The sequence below is a fragment of the Enorma timonensis genome, from assembly GCF_000321165.1.
Lineage (GTDB): Bacteria > Actinomycetota > Coriobacteriia > Coriobacteriales > Coriobacteriaceae > Enorma.
Map to the genome: position 1 here is coordinate 22,427 of NZ_CAPF01000077.1, position 18,306 is coordinate 40,732.

20 protein-coding genes are annotated in these 18,306 nt (G+C 62.5%); 1 reads left to right on the plus strand and 19 read right to left on the minus strand.

Annotation, left to right across the window (positions count from 1 at the left end; all coding sequences use genetic code 11):
• Positions 1-141: 141 nt before the first annotated feature.
• From BN423_RS08770 to BN423_RS08820, 11 genes are all read right to left on the minus strand, one after another.
• Positions 142-1,098 carry an aldo/keto reductase gene (locus BN423_RS08770; RefSeq protein ID WP_019239879.1) on the minus strand — a complete coding sequence of 319 codons (957 nt, stop codon included), beginning with the start codon at positions 1,096-1,098 and terminating at the stop codon, positions 142-144.
• The gene (locus BN423_RS08775) at positions 1,088-1,705 is read right to left on the minus strand and encodes a hypothetical protein (protein ID WP_019239880.1); all 618 of its coding nucleotides are present in this window, start codon (positions 1,703-1,705) and stop codon (positions 1,088-1,090) included. Before BN423_RS08775 ends, BN423_RS08770 begins: the two co-directional genes overlap by 11 nt.
• A gap of 13 nt (positions 1,706-1,718) precedes the next feature.
• Complete coding sequence (locus BN423_RS08780) at positions 1,719-2,429, minus strand: YczE/YyaS/YitT family protein (RefSeq protein ID WP_019239881.1); 711 nt, start codon at positions 2,427-2,429, stop codon at positions 1,719-1,721.
• Complete coding sequence (iolC, locus tag BN423_RS08785) at positions 2,426-3,460, minus strand: 5-dehydro-2-deoxygluconokinase (RefSeq protein ID WP_019239882.1); 1,035 nt, start codon at positions 3,458-3,460, stop codon at positions 2,426-2,428. Before iolC ends, BN423_RS08780 begins: the two co-directional genes overlap by 4 nt.
• 122 nt (positions 3,461-3,582) lie before the next feature.
• Positions 3,583-3,783 (minus strand): hypothetical protein, encoded by a 201-nt coding sequence (locus BN423_RS08790; RefSeq protein ID WP_019239883.1) that lies wholly within the window; start codon positions 3,781-3,783, stop codon positions 3,583-3,585.
• Positions 3,784-3,848: 65 nt separating this feature from the next.
• Positions 3,849-4,967, minus strand: coding sequence for an iron-containing alcohol dehydrogenase family protein (locus tag BN423_RS08795; protein ID WP_019239884.1), 1,119 nt, complete (start codon positions 4,965-4,967; stop codon positions 3,849-3,851).
• Positions 4,968-5,147: 180 nt separating this feature from the next.
• Positions 5,148-5,825, minus strand: coding sequence for an RpiB/LacA/LacB family sugar-phosphate isomerase (locus BN423_RS08800; protein WP_019239885.1), 678 nt, complete (start codon positions 5,823-5,825; stop codon positions 5,148-5,150).
• Positions 5,826-6,084: 259 nt separating this feature from the next.
• Complete coding sequence (locus BN423_RS08805; protein WP_019239886.1) at positions 6,085-6,969, minus strand: class II fructose-bisphosphate aldolase; 885 nt, start codon at positions 6,967-6,969, stop codon at positions 6,085-6,087.
• Between the two features lie 87 nt (positions 6,970-7,056).
• A complete protein-coding gene (locus BN423_RS08810; RefSeq protein WP_019239887.1) occupies positions 7,057-8,169 on the minus strand; it encodes a PTS fructose transporter subunit IIC in 1,113 nt (370 codons plus the stop codon).
• An 82-nt stretch (positions 8,170-8,251) separates the two neighbouring features.
• A complete protein-coding gene (locus BN423_RS08815; protein WP_019239888.1) occupies positions 8,252-8,560 on the minus strand; it encodes a PTS fructose transporter subunit IIB in 309 nt (102 codons plus the stop codon).
• 86 nt (positions 8,561-8,646) lie between these two features.
• Positions 8,647-9,102, minus strand: coding sequence for a PTS sugar transporter subunit IIA (locus tag BN423_RS08820; protein ID WP_019239889.1), 456 nt, complete (start codon positions 9,100-9,102; stop codon positions 8,647-8,649).
• Between the two features lie 377 nt (positions 9,103-9,479).
• Here BN423_RS08820 and BN423_RS08825 point away from each other — a divergent pair, with 377 nt between their 5' ends.
• Entirely contained in the window at positions 9,480-10,274 is a 795-nt protein-coding gene (locus BN423_RS08825) for a gluconate 5-dehydrogenase (RefSeq protein ID WP_019239890.1), read from the plus strand.
• Positions 10,275-10,700: 426 nt separating this feature from the next.
• Here BN423_RS08825 and BN423_RS08830 read toward each other — a convergent pair whose 3' ends face one another.
• From BN423_RS08830 to BN423_RS08865, 8 genes are all read right to left on the minus strand, one after another.
• The gene (locus tag BN423_RS08830) at positions 10,701-11,609 is read right to left on the minus strand and encodes a DeoR/GlpR family DNA-binding transcription regulator (protein ID WP_019239891.1); all 909 of its coding nucleotides are present in this window, start codon (positions 11,607-11,609) and stop codon (positions 10,701-10,703) included.
• Between the two features lie 245 nt (positions 11,610-11,854).
• Complete coding sequence (locus BN423_RS08835) at positions 11,855-12,709, minus strand: HAD-IIB family hydrolase (protein ID WP_019239892.1); 855 nt, start codon at positions 12,707-12,709, stop codon at positions 11,855-11,857.
• Positions 12,710-12,971: 262 nt separating this feature from the next.
• Positions 12,972-14,312 (minus strand): 6-phospho-alpha-glucosidase, encoded by a 1,341-nt coding sequence (locus BN423_RS08840; protein ID WP_019239893.1) that lies wholly within the window; start codon positions 14,310-14,312, stop codon positions 12,972-12,974.
• Entirely contained in the window at positions 14,305-14,826 is a 522-nt protein-coding gene (locus BN423_RS08845; RefSeq protein WP_019239894.1) for a DUF3284 domain-containing protein, read from the minus strand. The genes BN423_RS08840 and BN423_RS08845 overlap by 8 nt, the downstream gene beginning before the upstream one ends.
• A 124-nt stretch (positions 14,827-14,950) precedes the next feature.
• Positions 14,951-16,258 (minus strand): PTS sugar transporter subunit IIC, encoded by a 1,308-nt coding sequence (locus tag BN423_RS08850; RefSeq protein WP_019239895.1) that lies wholly within the window; start codon positions 16,256-16,258, stop codon positions 14,951-14,953.
• 80 nt (positions 16,259-16,338) lie between these two features.
• Complete coding sequence (locus BN423_RS08855) at positions 16,339-16,635, minus strand: PTS sugar transporter subunit IIB (protein WP_019239896.1); 297 nt, start codon at positions 16,633-16,635, stop codon at positions 16,339-16,341.
• A gap of 25 nt (positions 16,636-16,660) precedes the next feature.
• A complete protein-coding gene (locus BN423_RS08860) occupies positions 16,661-17,062 on the minus strand; it encodes a PTS lactose/cellobiose transporter subunit IIA (protein WP_019239897.1) in 402 nt (133 codons plus the stop codon).
• Positions 17,059-18,306 (minus strand): BglG family transcription antiterminator (locus tag BN423_RS08865; protein WP_154820260.1); only part of this gene is annotated, 1,248 nt, incomplete at its 5' end. The genes BN423_RS08865 and BN423_RS08860, both read right to left, overlap by 4 nt.

Here is an 18,306-nt window from a genome sequence, read left to right on the forward strand (position 1 = left end):
GTCTTCCTTTCTATCCTTTTCCCGCACGGGGTGCGGGCGCAGCTTCGGTCGGGGCGGTCCGCCTGCCCCGGGGCGGCCGGATGAGTCAATCGAACCCGTCCCCAATGACTCGGTGAGTCAATTGAACCCGTCCCCAATGACTCAGACGCCGCTCTCGCGGTGGGCGGCGGCCACGCGCTCCGCCCACTCGGCCAGGCGGTCGGGGTGGAACGTGTAGTTGTCGTCCGTGTCATAGCTATCGAGCAACGCCATGTCCTCGGCCGAGAGCTCGAGGTCGAAGACCTCGCTGTTCGACTTGATGCGCGCGGGCTTCGTGGACTTCGGCATGGTGATGAAGCCCTTCTGCAGCGCCCAGCGCACGCACACCTGGCCCGCGTCCTTGCCCAGGCGCTCCGCGAGGGCGATCACGTGCTCGTCGCGCATGAGGCGGCCGCGGCCCAGCGGCGCCCACGCCTCGAGCTGGATGCCGCGCTCCTCGCACCAGGCGACCGTCTCGCGCTGCTGGTAGGTGGGGTTGAGCTCGATCTGGTCCACCATGGGCATGATGCGCGCGTGGCGCTCGAGCGTCTCCAGATGGTGCACGAGGAAGTTCGACACGCCGATCGCGCGCACGCGGCCCGCCTCGTAGAGCTCCTCGAAGGCGCGCCAGGTCTCGGCGATGATCTCCTCCCAGCGGTCCTCGGTGCCGGCGACCTTCGGCCAGTGGATGAGGTAGAGGTCGAGGTAGTCGGTGCCCAGGTCGGAGAGGGTGCGGTCGAAGGCGGCGAGCGTCTTCTCATAGCCCTGCTCGGTGTTCTTGAGCTTGCTCGTGAGGAACACCTCGTTGCGCGGGATGCCGCTCTCGGCGAGCACGCGGCCCACCATGTCCTCGTTGTTGTAGTTCGCCGCGCCGTCGATGTGACGGAACCCCAACTCAAGCGCCGTGCGCACCGCGGCGGCGCCCTCCTCGTCGTTGGGGATCATGTACGTGCCGAACCCCAGGCACGGCACTTCGACCCCGTTGCGCAGCACGTAGCTGTCGCACTTCCCCGCGAGCTCCACCTGCGGCAGTGCGCGGGTCGCAGGCGTGGTAACGGGATAGATCGTCTTACTGGGCATGGGCAGCCATCTCCTTGAACGTCTCGAATGCCTTCATCATATCTGCCTCGGACACCGCGCCCTCGGGCTTCTCGGCCAGATGGTCCACAAGCGCATCGACCGTGAGCACGGTGTAGGAGCACGCGACGCCGCTCGTGTCCGTGCCCGCGTTGAACGCGATGATGTACTCCACGGGCGCGCCCTTCAAAAAGCCGTCGAGCAGCTTCTTCTGGCGGCGCACGTAGGTCACGGGCGAGGGCAGGGCATAGCGCTTGCCGTCGCGCTCGACCGTCCAGCTGCCGGTGTCCTTGCCGGCCATCGCGCCCGACGTCGCGACCGCGCAGATGGCCGCGTGCCCGCGCGTGGAGAACACCGTCGCGAACGTCGCGGCGATGCGCCCCTGGCCGTCGCGGTAGGCGTTGTACACGATGCGGTGCGGCCCGATGCGCTCCTGCAGGTAGTTCGACCTCGACAGGTCGCGCTGCATGCTCATGCGCCAGAAGTACTCGAGGTAGCTGCTGAAGAGCTGCTGGTAGAGCGTACCCTTGTACGAGCTGTAGCCCGTGAACGCCCGAAAGCCCATGATGAGCACGAACACGACGACGATCGCGCCGATGAGGATATCCATGCCTGCCTCCCGTCTATTCCGCCGCCGCGGCGCCCCGGGCGGAGCCGAACGCCGCGCGCTGGAACCGCTCCGCGAAGAGGCGGTTCATGACGTTGATGAACTTCCCCAGGAACAGCGCCGCGATGATGGTGGTGATGCCGAACGCGTCGATGGTATGGAGCACCGTCCACGAGAGGACGAGCGCCACCACCACGTGGCTCGTATCGAAGACCACCTTCACGTCGCCGAAGCGCCGGCGCAGCCGCTCCGCGACCACCTGCACGAGGCCGTCCGGCGCGTTGGGCACGACGCCCATGTTCACCACGAGGCTCACGCCGAACGCCACAAGCGCGAGCGACGCCACCATCGTGGCCACCTGCGCGGGCAGCCCCACCGGGTGGAAGGGCATGACCGCCATGAAGAAGTCCGTGAAGATGCCGATGACCGCCGAGAAGAAGACCTCGAGCAGGATGCGCGGCTGGAACTGGCGGCGCAGGATGAGCGCCTGCGCCACGATGTAGGTGCAGTAGCTCGCCGTGATCATGAAGCCGAGCGTCATGCCCGTGATATCGGCCAGGACCTGCGCGAAGCAGGTGAGCGAGGCCACGCCCAGGCCGGACTCGGTCTGCACGACCATGCCGAGGGCGAGCACCACCACGCCGGCGAGGTACATCGCCAGGCGGAGCGCCGTGCGGCGCCAGTCAACCGCGGCGCCGTCGGGCGCCATCACGAGCAGGGGCCTCATGCACGCGCCACCATCTCGCCGAACTGCGCCTTCTCCTCGGCGATGAACGCCTCGACCTCGGCGGGGCCGGGCAGCGCGTCGGAGCAGTTGTTCGCGCGCACCATCATGGACGCCTCGGCCGAGCCGAACTCCAGGCAGCGCAGGATGTCCCAGCCCTGGAAGAGGCCGTAGATGAAGCCCGAGCCGTAGCCGTCGCCGCCGCCGAAGCCCTTGCGCGCCGTGACGGGGAACGGCTTGATGGAGAACTTCTCGCCGTCGTCGCAATAGGCGGTCGAGCCCTGCATGCCGTGCTTGATGACCACGATCTTGGCATGCTTCCCCTGCCAGTAGGCGGCGCTCTCCTCGTCGGACATGCCGGGCTTGATGAGGCGCTCGGTGAGGTCGAACTCCTCGCGCGAGCCCATGATGATGTCGGCCTGGCCGGCGAGGGCGGAGTAGTAGATGGAGATCTCGTCCGCGTTCTTCCAGTTGTAGGCGCGGTAGTCGATGTCGAAGATGAGCGGCGTGCCCACCTGGCGCGCGAGCATCGCGGCCTTGAGGGCGGCCTCGCGGCTCGGGCTCTCGGCGAGCGCCGTGCCGGAGATGAGGATGCACTTGGCCGAGGCGATGTAGTCCGCGTCCACGTCGTCCACCGAAAGCTGCAGGTCCGCGATGGCGTTGCGGTACATGAGGATGCTCGACTCGCTGGGGCTCAGCATCTCGGTGAACGTGAGGCCGAGCTTCTCGCCGCCCGTGCAGCGGGTGATGTGGCTCGTGTCGATGCCCTCGCGCTCGAAGTACTCGGTCACGAAATCGCCGAACTGGTCGTCGGAGACCTTGGCGATGAAGCCCGCCTTGAGACCGTGGTGCGTCACGCCCACCGCGATGTTCGCCGGGGAGCCGCCCACGTACTTCTCGAAGTAGTGGACGTCCTTGAGCGGCTTGAACTCCTCCTTCACGACGTCGGAGTACGCGGGGTTGAAGTCGATGGCCACGCGGCCGAGCAGCACGATGTCGAGCGGCCGGGACGAATCGAAGTCGATGTAGGCCATGAGCTGGCTCCTTTCTTTAGATGGGTTGGTTGGGGACGTGTTCCTTTCAACCCATTCGGCTCGTCGTCGTGTTCCATGCATGCGCGAATGGGTTGAAAGGAACACGTCCCCAACCAACCCCCTCAGCCGAAGGGGATGAACACGAGGACGAGCGCCACCGCCACGAAGGCGATGCCGAGGGTGCGCGCGAGGTTCTCCTGCCTGCTGTAGGGCTCCGTCGAGCGCGGGGCGCCCACGCGGCGGGTGTACGACATCTTCACCCAGGTGATGAGGGCGAGGCCGATGATGACGCACACGATCTGGATGTACTCGGAAACCTGCACGGGCGCTCCCTTCCACATCGGGGCAGGCCGGACGCGCTCACCCGGCGCCTGCTCCCCTCTCTCGCCTAGTCGCGCGGCACCTGCGGCGCGGGCGCGGCGGGCACGTCGCACGCATCCGAGACCGCTTCGAGCTTCACGATGGCGTCCCAGATGCGCTCGCGCGTGACCGGGTACGGCACGTGCTCGAGCTCCTGGTTGACCTCCGTGGCGGCGAGTACCCCGGTGAAGTCGTCCTCGAGCGTGAGGCCGAGATCCGCCAGGCGCGTGGGCAGGCCGAGCGCACGGTACGTGCGCAGCAGCTCCTGCAAGGCCTCGTCCTGCCCGTCCATGGCGAGCTGTACGAGCACGCCGTAGGAGACGACCTCGCCGTGCAGGTGGTCGCGCTCCACGGAGGGGATCGTCGTGAGGCCGTAGAAGAGCGCGTGGGCGAGCGCGCTGTTGTAGTCGACGCCCACGAGGCCGGACACGAGCCCGGTGCTCACGATGATGTTGAGCGCCGCGTGCTCCAGGTCGGCGCTCACGCGGTTGGCGGCGCAATCGGCGAGCGCGGCCGCGGCGTGGGCGAGGAGCGGGCCTGCACACATGCACGAGATGGCCTGGCCGAGCACTGGCGCGTACGCGGGGCTGTCGCCGCGCATGGAGAACGTGACCTCATGGTACTTGGCGATGGTGTCGCCGATGCCCGCCCAGAGGTACACCTCAGGCGCCTCGGCGATGATCTGCGTATCGATGAAGCAGTGCGCGGGCGGCACGTGGAGCTGCACGATCTCGAGGAAGCTGCCATCGTCGTTGTACATGATGGAGATGCAGCTCACGGGCGAGCAGTTCGAGGCGATGGTGGGGAACGTGTAGAGCGGCTTGCCCAGGCGGTGCGCGAGGATCTTGCACGTGTCGACGGCCTTGCCGCCGCCCATGGCGAAGATGGCGTCCGCCGCCTGCACCGCGGGCTCGGCCGCCAAGCGGTCAACCTGCGCGTACGTCGCCTCGCCGCCGAACCAGAACGAGCCCGTGATACGCACGTCCGTGCCCTCGACCGCGCGCTCGAGCCACCCGAGGCCGGCGGCCATGGCGCGCTCGCCGCCCACGACCACCGCGTTCGCGGCGCCGATCACCTGGGGGACCGCTGCATACGCCTCCGTCCCCACCGTGTATCTCGGCAAGCATTGCGTTGTGAATCCGGTCATCGCGAACCTCCTTCATGAGCCACCGGGACGGGCGCGCCCCCGCATCCGCCGCCGGGGCGATACCCTGGGGCGACGCGCGCGTCCCCGTAGCTCACGTTCGTGCCTCACGTTCAAAACGGAGGGCGCCGCCCAGTGGAAGCGCCCTCCGAAACCATTCGACCTTCTCGCGAACGCGGCGCGTTACGCGGCGAACTCGCGCACGAGCGCCTCGAGCTCGGCGTCCTGGCAGTTGGCGTAGAAGCAATCCAGGAAGGCCGGGGTGAGGGCGGTCTTGACCATCTCGGGGTCGAGGGCGCGGATGATCTCGGGCAGCGGCTTGGCGACGCGCTTCTTCACGTCGTCGAGCAGGCGAACGTTCTTGTTCTGGGACTCCTTGCGGTCCGCCGGGTAGCCCATGCCCTTCGGCGAGCCGAACGCGCGGGTGAAGATGTTCTCGAGGTTGAGCTCAGCACCCCAGCCAAAGCCCTTGGCGTAGGGGATGGAGAGGGCGTTGCCGTCGTTGATCTGCAGGAAGAGGTAGGCGTCCGTGGGCTCGATGCAGTAGCCGCACACGACGCCGGGGTACATGTTGCAGCTCATGAGCGCGCCCTGGCCGGTGCCGCAGCCGGTGACCACGAAGTCGACGGCCTTGGAGTTGAGGAGCAGCGCGGCCTGGATGCCGATGTGCAGGTAGGTGAGGCGCGGGTTCTCCTCGGTGTAGTCGGTCGGGAGGTCGTTGGGGTTATCGACCTGCTGCATGCCGGTGTTGTAGACGGTGTGGCCCATGGGCTCGACGACCTTCTTGAGCTGGCCCAAGATGATGTCGTTCTTCGACGCCTGCGAGAATTCCTGGATGAGGGCGATCTTCATGAGATCCATCTCCTTCTCTTCGTTGGTACACGTCTTGGAGGCGCTGCGCCTCCCGGGAATGGACGGGCAGGCTCACGTGGCCGGGATGGGTTGGTCGGGGACGTGTTCCGTTCAACCCATTCGCCTTCCAAACGGAACGCGAATGCATGCGTGAATGGGTTGAAAGGAACACGTCCCCGACCAACCCATCCCCCCAGCCGCTCGTCAGCCGTTCGTCCGCTCCCGGGAGGCGGCTCGCTGGGGACTGCGAGCCGCCTTCGATATGCTGCTACTCCTTGGAGCCGTTATCGACGTCCTCGAAGGTGTAGCGGTCATTCGAGCCGATGGTGTGGATGTAGTCCTTCACGAACTGCTTCACACCGGCCTCGGCCGCCATCTCCATGGTGAGGTAATCCGCCTTCGGATCCTCCTCGAGCTTGGCGAGCACCGCGGCCTTCGCGGCTGCGAACGCGTCGGTAGCGACGTTGATCTTGTTGATGCCGCCGGCGACGGCCTTCTTGAGGTTCTCCTCGCCGGAGCCGGAACCGCCATGCAGCACGAGCGGCATCTTGAGCGCGGCCTTGAGCTCGGCCAGGCGCTCGAAGTCGAGCTTCGGGACGAAGCCCTCGGGATACTTGCCGTGGGCGGTGCCGATGGCCACCGCAAGGGCGTCCACGCCCGTCTCCTCGACGAACTTCACGGCCTGCTCCACGTTGGTGTACATGTCGTCCGTGCGGCCGTCGCCGTCCGCCGCCTGGCCCACGTGGCCGAGCTCGGCCTCGACGGAGATGCCCATGCCATGGGCGAGCGCCACGACGGTCTTGGTGCGGGCGACGTTCTCCTCATAGGGCAGCGACGAGGCGTCGATCATGACGTTCGTGAACCCGGCCTGCATGGCGCGGATCTCGTCCTCGAGCTTCCCGCCATGATCGAGGTTCAGGGCCACGGGCACGGTCGCGCGCTCGGCGATGACCTTCACGAGCGGCACGATATCCTCCATGTGGGCGAGCTTGGACATCTGGCCCACGCCCATCTGGACGATGATCGGGGAGCGCTCCTCCTCCGCGGCGGTGATGACGGCACGCACCATCTCCATGTTGACGCTGTTGACGGCCATGACGCCATAGTTGTGCTCATTGGCGTGATCAAGGATGGCCTTCATCGTAACGAGCATTGCTTCTAACCTCTTTCAGACCTTGTTTCCCTCAGCAAACCCAGAAGAGCCAGGCGACGGGCGCCGCCTGGCTCGAACGAGGACGACTTAGAAGTCGATGTCCATCTCGACGATCTCTTCCTCTTCTTCCTCGGCCTCAGTCGGCTTCTGCTTGATGATGGCGTAGATGATGCCGGTCGCGAGCGAGCCGGCGACCAGGGCCACGACGGCCCAGACCGGATTCACCATCGCGGGGAAGACGAAGATGCCGCCGTGGCCAGCCACGGACTCGACGCCCATGCCGACCGCGATGGCGCCGGCGAGGCCGGAACCGATCATGGAAGCGGGGATGAAGCGCACGGGGTCAGCAGCGGCGAAGGGCAGCACGCCCTCGGTGATGAAGCACAGGCCCATGGGGAAGGCGGTGATGGCGGTGTCGCGCTCGGTGGTGGTGAACTTGTTGCGCGCGACGAGCGACGCAACGAAGGCACCGATCGGGGGCGTCATGCCGCCGATGATCTTAGCGGACATAGGACCGTAGATGCCGTCCGCGCCGAGGGCGTTCGCGGCCATGGAAGCGGTCTTGTTGATGGGGCCGCCCATGTCGAAGCCCATGCAGGCGCCGATGACGGCACCGATGATGGCCTTGGAGCCGCCGTTGAGCGAGATGATCCAGTTCTGGAAGACATCCATGATCCAGGCGAGCGGCTGCATGAACACGCAGAGGAACAGCATGCCGCACACGAAGGTGGTAAGCACCGGCATGATGAGCACCGGCATGAGCCCCTGGCCCCACTTGGGGAGCTTCCAGGTCTTCATCCAGAGCAGGAAGTAGCCGATGACGAAGCCCATGAGCAGGCCGCCCAGGAAGCCGGCCTTGGACATGGTGCAGACGTAGCCGATGATGAAGCCGGGGACGATGCCGGGGCGCTCAGCGATGGCGTAGGCCATGTAGGCGCACAGGATCGCGACGGCGAAGTTCATGGCATAGCTGGAGAGCATGTTGACGCCCCACCAGAAGCCGCCCCAGGTGAAGGGCTCCATGCCGGAGAACGGCGTGGCCCAGGAACCGGAGACCTCGGCGTAGAAGTCGCCGACCAGGTAGCCGCCGAAGCCCTTCGCGAGAGCTCCGAGGATACCGCCGGCAACGACCATGGGAATCATGTAGGAGATGCCCGTCATGACCGTCTGCATAACGCCGACCTTCTTAATCTGTGCCATGGAACTCCCTCCTTTCTTGTTCTATGCGGGTTCCCCCGCTTGAGCCATTTGGCTCGGAATACCGTTTGATGGGTGAAGCGGCCTACTGGGCCAGCTTCTTCTCGATGGTCGCGATGAGGCTCTTCGGGTTCTTCATCGCGGTGCTGATCGGGATATCGACAACGCGCTTGCCCTTGAAGCGATCCTTCGGCACCTCGATGTCGTGAGCGATGATCACGACATCCGCGGCCTCGATCTCCTCGGGCGTGAGGACGTTGTCCGCGCCGATGGAGCCCTGCGTCTCGATCTTGCACTCGTGGCCGGCAGCCTCAGCGGCGTCCTTGATCTTCTGGGCGACGATGTAGGTGTGCGCGATGCCAGCGGTGCAGGCGGTAACGCCAACGATCTTCATGGTTCCCTCCTCTTCAAACTCCGTTGGGGTCTTTCCCCTCCTCGGTGCGCGGCTCATCCGCGCACCCTATCTCGCGGCGAGCTCCCCTACTCAGCCGTAAGAATCGAAATGATGTCCGCCGGGGTCTCGGCGTGCTGCAGCTTCTCGACGAGCGCGTCGCTGCCGATCTTGCCGGCGAGCTGGGCGAGCAGGCGCAGATGGGTCTGCTCGAAGCCCTTGTCGTTCGAGACGCAGAACAGGAAGAACAGGTTGACCGGCTCGTCGTCGTAGCTCTCCCACTCCACCATGTGGTCGGAGCGGCCGATGGCGATGGTGTTCTGCAGGACGGCGCCGCTCTTGCCGTGCGGGATGGCGACGTGGTTGCCGGCACCGGTGATGCCCATGGACTCGCGGACGTAGATGTCCTTCACGAATTGATCGATATCGGAGATGTAGCCGCCGTCGAGAAGAAGCTGCGCCAGCTCGTGCAGGACCTCATCCTTCGTCGTGCCCTTCACATCCAGGCTGATGATGTCCTCGTGCAAGACCTCGCTCAGTTCCATATGTCTCCCTTCGTCAATCCGGAGGCCCATGCCGCCGGTTTTTACATACCTGTAATACGACGATTGCGCGGAGCGCGAAAGGTGCGCGTCGGCGAACGTTGGCATTTCGAACGTAAACGGTATCTCATTTCACGTAAATTGAAAAGCCCTTGATTCCCGCCCGCCGACTGTCGTATTGTTTTCGCAGGTAATAGCCTATTTTTTTAGATAGCGACCTCTATGATGCGAAGGAAAATAGTCTTACAGTAATTTACGTTTTTGTATTTTACTCAAAGTAATTGACGTTCACACCATAATATTTCTTCGTTTATCTTCGATATAGGCGATTTGCTACGGTAAACGGTGAAAAACGGTTGCGGACAGGAAGGGAACGCGCAATGGAACAGTTCAGGATCGACGGCAAGGTCGCGCTGGTCACGGGCGCTTCGCACGGCATCGGCTTCGGCATCGCGGTCGCGCTCGCGAAGGCGGGTGCGAAGGTGGCCTTCAACTGCCGCACGGCCGAGCGCCGCGACGCCGCCGTCGCCGCGTATCGCGAGGCGGGGGTCGAGGTCGCCGGCTACGTGGGCGACGTCACGAACGAGGACCAGATGCGCGACATGCTCGCCGACATCGCAAAGACCCTCGGCCCGGTGGACATCCTCGTGAACAACGCCGCCGTGATCAAGCGCCTGCCCATGCACGAGATGGACACCGCGGACTTCCGTCGCATCATCGACACGGACCTCACCGCCGCGTTCATCATGTCGAAGCTCGTGCTCCCGAGCATGATGGAGCGCGGTGGCGGCAAGATCATCAACGTGTGCTCCATGATGAGCGAGCTCGGACGCGAGACCGTGAGCGCCTACGCCGCGAGCAAGGGCGGCCTCAAGATGCTCACGCGCAACATCGCCTCCGAGTACGGCAAGTACAACATCCAGTGCAACGGCATCGGGCCGGGCTACATCGCCACCGAGCAGACCGCGCCGCTGCGCGAGCCGCTGCCCGACGGCTCGCGCTCGCCGTTCGACGCGTTCATCGTCTCCAAGACCCCGGCCGAGCGCTGGGGCACCGTCGAGGACCTCATGGGGCCGGTCGTGTTCCTCGCGTCGCCGGCGTCCGACTTCGTGAACGGCCACATCCTCTACGTCGACGGCGGTATCCTCGCCTACCTCGGCCACCAGCCCGAGTAGGTCATTTAGGGACGGGTTCAAAGCGTTACCTTTTGCTACATTTAGGGACAGGCTTTGGTAACGGGCGGGCGCGCCGGGGTTTTCGAGCTCCGGCGCGCCCGCTTTTGATTCCCTTGTTGAGGCACCTCCCCCGCATGAGGCGCCGGAGGAGCCGCGGCAACGGCCTGCCGAGCAGCGTTCGCGGCGAAATGCACAGGACTCCAAACCCAATCTGCGCGAAACGAGCGTTTTATGGGCACCCCCGGAAGTAGCACGGGGGTGCGCACCAACAAAGGTGCAGGTAGCGAGGCTGCCGCTTTTCCGGCTACTTGGCCACCCCCGCGTAAACCGTTCGTTTCGCTCATTTTGGGTTCCGATGGCTCCGCAGTGACGCGCCATGCGTCGGTTTTCCGCACAGCACTCCGCTAAACAACCGCTCCGGCCAGGCTACACGCTCGATTCGATGTGCGCCATCCACTGCCGGCCGCCGGGGTGGTCGCGCGGGCCGCCGATGAGCTCCTCACCGGCGCCGAGCATGCCTTTGCCCGCCTCGTCCGCGAGCACGAGCTGCGCATGCGACCGCGACGCCGCGACCGCCTGGGCCATGATGTCGTCGGGATCCTCGTCCATCACGATGACATCGAAATCCGCGAGGCTCGCGAACGAGATGAAGCTCGGCCGGCGCAGCTTCGATGTGTCCATGAGCACGATATGGCGATTCGAATGGGCGAGCATGCCGCGCTTGATCTCGGCGTTGCCCGTGAACTCCGTCGCGAAGCCCTGCTGCACGTCGAACGAATCCGTTCCCATGAACGCCTTGTCCACGTAAAGGCGGGAGAGAATGTCGTTCGCGATGGACCCCGTGATATAGCGGTGGTTCTTGCGCAGCGCGCCGCCCAGCAGGACCACGTCGGCGTGGGGCAGATTCGAGTCGGCGAAGGTCGCGATGGAGAGGTCGTTCGTCACGATGGTGATGTTGTGCTTGCTGCCGAGCAGGCGCACGAACTCGAGCGTCGTGGTGCCGGAGTCCACGAAGAGCGAATCGCCGTTCATCACGAGGTCGGCGGCGCACTCGGCGACCTTGCGCTTCGCGTCGACGTTGAGGTTCATGCGCTGGTCGGGATAGGAGATGGTGATGGTGCGCGTGATGGAGACCGCGCCTCCGTGCGTGCGCCGGAGCTTGCCGGCACGCTCGAGCTTGTCGAGGTCGCTGCGCGCCGTGACCTCCGAGATGCCGAAGTGCTCGCAGATGTCCGAGACATGGATCGAGGTGCGGCTGTTCACCTCGTCGACGATCATGACCCGGCGCTCGTCCGCGGAAACCTTGCGCGGCTGCTTGTCGTCCGTTTCCCACATGGCTCGGCTCCCCTTCCCGCTCGCGCGGCGGCGCGACGCGAGGCGCACGCATTTCGTTTTCGCAACCATTATGCGCCCAAGGCGCCGAAAAACGAAAGCGGGTCATCGGGAAGTCTGAGGGTGAGTCATTGGGGACGGGTTCGTTTGACTCAGCGAGTCATTGGGGACGGGTTCGTTTGACTCAGCGAGTCATTGGGGACGTGCTCGTTTGACTCACTGAGTCAATTGAACCCGTCCCCAATGACTCACACGAGGCCGAAGTGCTCGAGCGCGGTGGCCACGCCATCCTCCTGCACGGTGTCGGTCACGTAGTCGGCGTAGGCGCGCACCTGGGGCAGCGCGTTGCCCATCACCACGGCGACGTCCGCCGCCTCGAGCATCGACACGTCGTTCTCGGAATCGCCGAAGCCGTAGACCGTCCCCACCTGCACGCCGCGCCGGCGCAGCTCGCTCAGGACGACCTGCATGCCGCTGCGCTTCGTGGTACTGGGCAGTGTGATCTCGTGCTCGCCCACACCGAGGTTCGATATGACGAAATCCTCGCGTATGAAGGGCATTGCAGGGTCGAGCAGGTCGAGCCGGTGGGACTCGAGTACCACCTTGGACACCTCGAGCGTGCCGAGCATGCCGCGGAGCTCGTCGATGCTCGTGTGCTCGTAGCCGATGTCGAACGAAAGGGGCGTCTCGGGCCATTCGACGAGCAGGCAACGAGAGGACGTCTCGAAGAACGCCGACATGCGTGCGCGCGCGAGCTCGTCCACGAGGCGGGCGAGCAGGTCGCGCGGCATGAACTCATGGTGCACGACCTCGTCGCCGAACTCCACGCAGCCGCCCGCGAGCATGATCTTCGCCGTGAACGGGCATGCGCGCAGCGCCGGCGAGACAGTGATGGGCGGACGGCCGGTACAGAGCACGGCGATGTTCCCGCGCGCCGTGAACGCCTCGAGGGCGCGGCACACGCGTTCCGAGGGTGCCGCCTGGTCCTCGGGCACGCCGTCGCGATGGTACGTGAGCGTGCCGTCCACGTCGAAGAACGCGACCGCCGGCGCCGCGGCGGCGTTGCGCGGCGCGTCAGCATCGCGCGGCTCAAGCGAATCCATGTGCACCCCTTCAGCTCGATGGTTCAATCGTGCCGATTCTACCATCTTGGATGTGGGGGTGCGGGGGGCGAGGCGAGGTGGCTATCTGCGCGAACGTAAACGCATTCAAAATCAGAGATCCTCAGGCATAAAATGGCGTGCCGCCCGGATATTTCACCTTGCAGCACGCCAAATGTTGCCTGAAGTTCTAGAGGACGGGACGCCATCGCAAAAGACGGGCTTCAGGCGCAGGAGGACATCCACGCCTGAAGCCCAACGGTGTCTACTTCAACTCAGGCCAGTAACCCTTATTCGCTTCAATCATGTCATCGAGAATCTGCTTCGCAACGCTCGCGGACGGCACGGTCTTCGAAAGCGTAAACGCCTGCCAAAGCTTCTGATAAGACCCCTCGATCCACGCGTCTACAGCCAGCTTTTCGACAGCAACCTGCTGTTCCATGAGCCCCTTCTGGAAGCGAGGAATTGCACCCTGGACGATGCGCTCATACCCGTTCTTGCCAACAATGCAGGGGATCTCGACCATGGCATCACGGTCGAAGTTCTCGATTGCGCCTTCATTCGGCACAATGATAATGAAGCGGCCAAGCGTGTTCTCGGCAAGTGCGCACGCAAGGTCGACGATGTAGTCCGAGTGGTTGAATGGGGTGAAGAGCCGACTGCCCTCGGCTGTGCCCTTCTCAGCAACTTCACGGCACGCAGTGAAAATGAATTTCTCGCGCCCCTCGCGAATCTCGTCGACGCGCGTATGGTTTGGATCGCTATGCTCCACCACGTAATCCGGATAGAGATAATACTTGAGATAAGAGTTGGGGATGGTATCGGGGTCGAGCGCATAGACGTCGCGAACCTTTAGGAAGGTCTCATACCAGCTCTTGTCAGCATGCTGCGTATCGGCCGGCATACCATCGATGAAGCCATTCTTTGCGACATGCTTGCGAATCTCGGGCATAAGGTCGTTGCCCTTATCGTCGTACATGGCGCTCCACCAGCCAAAATGGTTAAGACCATAGTAGCTCACCTGGAGCTTGTGCCAATCGTCGATGCCGCACATGTTTGCAAAGCGGCGCAACGACCCCACGGGCATATCGCAGATGTTGATGATCTTTGAATTGGGACGAAGGCGATTCGTCGCCTCGGCAACGATGGCGGCCGGGTTGGAGTAGTTGAGCATCCACGCGTTCGGGCTGTACTTCTCCATATAGTCGAGAATCTCGATCACGGGACCGATGGAACGCAAGCCGTACGCAATACCGCCAGGTCCACAGGTCTCCTGACCAACCACACCGTATTTCAGCGGAATCTTCTCGTCTTTATCGCGCATGTCATACAGGCCAACACGAATCTGCGCCATAACAAAATCGATGTCCGTGAAAGCCGTCTCTGGGTCGGTCGTGTAAATGAACTCGATTTCAGGAGCAGCCTCTTGCAGGAAGATCTCGCAGGCTTTCGCTACAGTCTCCTGACGCTCCGCATTGTTGTCGTAGAACACGATCTTGCGGATAGGGAACCGCTCCTCCTCCGTAACGAGTGATGCCACGATACCGGGGGTATACGTCGATCCACCACCCGCAACGGCAATGGCATAGCGTTTAGAATCAGACATGGAGAACTCCTTTCAACAGCGAAAACCGCTGTTTTTTCTGTTGCATACGACGAGATTGGGGCTCGATTCCCCGGCGGCGATCCTGTGCTGTTCGCTCGACGGCATACAGGCCGTTGAGCATGCGGCGCAGATACGAAAGCTCCGCCATGTTCCGACGAATGGCGCCTTTACCGGCAAGCATTCGTTCGAACGCGCTCGCATCCTGCCTGAAGGAGACAGAGACGCGCTCTTCAGCGTCAGACTCGCCCGGCACAGGCTCCAAGATATATTCCGTTCGAGCCCACTCAGTACCATCTCGAGCTTCGATCACCATGCGCCGAGGACGTTCAAGCTTCGAAATCCGTGTGCGAATGCAAGGGGTGCCAGCGGCGTTACGCGCGTAATACACCATACCTGCGGCGACGTTCGCCGGCGCCGGTATGTCAGAAGCCTCCTCGATCTCGATACGAAGTTTCGAAACGAGCGCATCGAAGAACTCTTCCGCACTTACATCAAATGTGCGCACGATTTTCATGAGGCGGGCACCCCTTCCTAGCAATGCTCCCAAACCTTGCGCGCTAAGCACCATGGCGCGAGCTAATCGGTGTAGGCCACGGCGGCCGCACGCAAGCAGGCTTGACGGACAAGCAAAACGAAGCTTATGCCTTGGCAGCTTCGGCAGCCTCGGCCTCCTGCTCCTGCTTCACAAGCTGGTGCTCGTACGCCTTGAAGAACGGGTACCAGACGATGCCCGTGGGGATGATCGCCAGATAGCACCACACGGCGTTCATGGGGTTGAGCGAGCCCAGATACTCGGCAAGGCCGATGGGAATATTTCCACCCATGGGAATCCACAGCGGGGTGATGATGCCGGTCATGTAGCCAATGGTGAACCAGACCATGTTCACCAACGGCGCAATGATATACGGAATCGAAAGAATCGGGTTGTACATGATGGGCATGCCGAAGGTAACCGGCTCGTTGATCTTGAACCAACCGGGTACGAGGCCAACCTTGGCAACGGCACGAATCTGCTCGGACTTAGAGCGCAGGCCCATGAGCACAAGCGGCCAGGTGCAACCGGAACCGCCGACCGTTGCCATGCAATTGAAGAGCAACGACGGAGCAAACACGGAAGCTTGACCGGCTGCCACAAGGGCAGCGTTCTCGGCGATTTGTCCGTAGAGCGCGGGGCTCAGGAACGAGGACACCACGAAGTAACCGTGAATGCCGAAGCACCACAGAAGGCAACCGAAGGCGACGATGATGAACATACCGGGCAGTGACACAAGCGCGGAAACCGGCACAGAAAGCAGCGCCAGGAAGCCGGAGGCCAGCGTGTAGGCACCGCCGGTCGCAGCCGAGATACCAGCAGAAGCGGCGACGAAAAGCACCATGCTAAACAAGCACGGAACGATACCGGCGAAACTGTTCTGGAGCGCCTCGGGCACCATGTCAGGCATCTTGATGTACACCTTATGCACCGTGCAGAAATGTTCAACCTGAACAACCACGAACGCCACGAGGAAGCTCACGAACATGCCGGTAGCGCCAAGATAGCTAGAAGCAAGCGCGGCGGCACCAGAAGCATCGGTGGTGTAGGGCGCGGCGACCACGAGGAAGCACGCAACGCACTGGACGGCCGTCACAATGGGCGATTTGACCTCCATGTTACGCGCGTACAGATAGCCCAAAATGGCTACAAGATACAGCGCGATAAGGTTCGTAGTAAAATTATACGGCGTGTACAGGATCTGATAGATAGCGCTATCGGTACTGTACAGGTTGAGCATGGTGGGCCCACCAATCGAGCACACAATCTGAGAGATGGCGCCCACCATGAGCACGCTCATCATCGACATCATCGAATTCTGTAGCGCAGAGACAAAGCGGTTGGCTCCAAGCTTCTGTCCAAACGCCTGCAGTTTGATGAGCACAGGACTATTAAAAATGTCTTCCATTGCCATATGGTTTCCCCTCCTTGTTTCCTTGAGACTCTCGAGTGTCCATGTGGGCACAGCTGTCGCAAGGGCACTGGCCGCGCAGGCTACTGCTGAAGCAGGCCGTCAATAAGTTTGAAGATGTTTTCGCAACGACCGATGCCATAGTCGGCCGGAGCAATGACACCCACAGGGCGCGTCGTTCCCCTCACGACCTCATCCTTGCGATAACTAATCTGCGGTCCGAGCAAAATGCAGTCGTATTTCTCGCACACCTCCTTGAACGACCCAATGCCCACCGCGTTGATCTCGAAATCGATTCCCTGCTCTTCGGCATATCCCCTGAGCTTCTTCATGAGAATGCTCGTCGACATGCCCTGAGCGCATACCAGCAGTACCTTCATGGCGTTTTCTCCCTTCTTATAACGCCTACGCCTGCGTATCCTCAGCAACTGGGCCGGCACACGCACGGTCCTCCTTGCATCGGTACAAATGGATAAGCTCCTCGATAAGCTCCTGTGCGAGCATGGCGGTCATGAGGTGATCCTGCGCGTGCACGAGCATTACATCGACGGGCGTATGGATACCGTTCGCCTCGCGCACAAGCAGCTTCGTCTGCTGATCATGCGAGGCGATAGCGGCCTCCTTAGACTGCGTGATGAGTTCATCCGCGTGCTCGAAATCTCCCGCTCGCGCCGCCTTCAAAGCGCTGAACGCAAGGCTGCGCGCCTGACCCGCCGAACCGATAAGCCCGAACGAAAGCATCTCGAGCTCTTCGGGAGTAAACTCCTTCATCTCATCATCGCCGGCGACCTGTTGCTTGTCGGTCATGATGCACTTCCTTCCTCTTCTCCAATAAGTGACGAAAACGATTCAAAATCTCCGATCTCGCGAAGACGCCTCGTGCCATCGTTGTCGAATAGCAAATTCACGACCACGCGATGAAATTCGCTCATCTCTGACACGTCATCGGTGCCATAGGCCACAAGTAGCACCGTATCCACGGACACGCCCTCCTGCCCCCACGCCACCGGTTCATCAAGGAGAGCCACGCAAGCGAGCGTATTGCCCTTGAGCGCCTCGAGCGGATGCGGGACGGCAACGCCGTTGCCGTACGCTGTGCTCATAAGATCCTCGCGCGCCTGAACCAGCTCGCGAAGCCTAGGGCCATAGCCACCAATCGACGCAAGGTTGCGGCAGAGCATGTCCAGCACTTCTGCCTCGTCATGCGCCTTCAGGTGCGGATAGAAGAGCTCCTCACGGAAGAACCTTCGAACTCCATTTCGGGATACAGGCTCGCTCAGTGCCGTACGAGCTCCCGCAACGTCGTCATCATCCAAGAAGAGCGCAATCTGACGTACCGGGACAGGCAAGTCGGCATCAAGCGGCACGGTGGTAAACACGTAGTCGATGTGAGAAAAGTCGACGTTTTTAACCTGGGTATAATCACAGGTCAGAATCGAATCGAGGTAATCGCCGAACTCCTGCTTACAGCGATATTCGAGGAGTTTCGCTGTTCCACGGCCGGAGGCGCATACAAGCAGCAAGCGCTTCTTTGGAGCAGGCTGCTTCTGGCGCTCAAGCGCAAGTGCGAAGGCAAGAGCAAGATACCCTATCTCATCCTCTGAAGGGCGAGCGCCATAGGTGGTCGCCAGTACCGCCGAAGCATCCACCGCAATGGTGTAGGCAAGCGGGAAGCGGGTCGTGATATCAGAGAGTAGCGGATTCTCAAGCTTCATGTGATATCGCAAGCGATACGCAAGCGGGACGATGTGGCGCGCGAGATTCATACGAAGCTCGAGATCGTTGCGGAAATCGAAGCGGAACGTCTTCCATACAAGGTCGAGCATTCTCGAAACAACCTGCCAAACCTCATCGGTTATGACTGAGGGCTCGGAGATGTTCTCGTAATCGGGTAGTGTCTGACGACCTGCGAGGTGAATCGCGATGTAGGTAACCTCCTCACAAGGCAGCTGTACGCCCATCTCGCGTTCTATAGAACGGGCGATGCGCTCTGCGGCAGCGTATTCGCGCGTTCCGCTCATATCATGGATATGCGCAGAATCAAGCGGGGG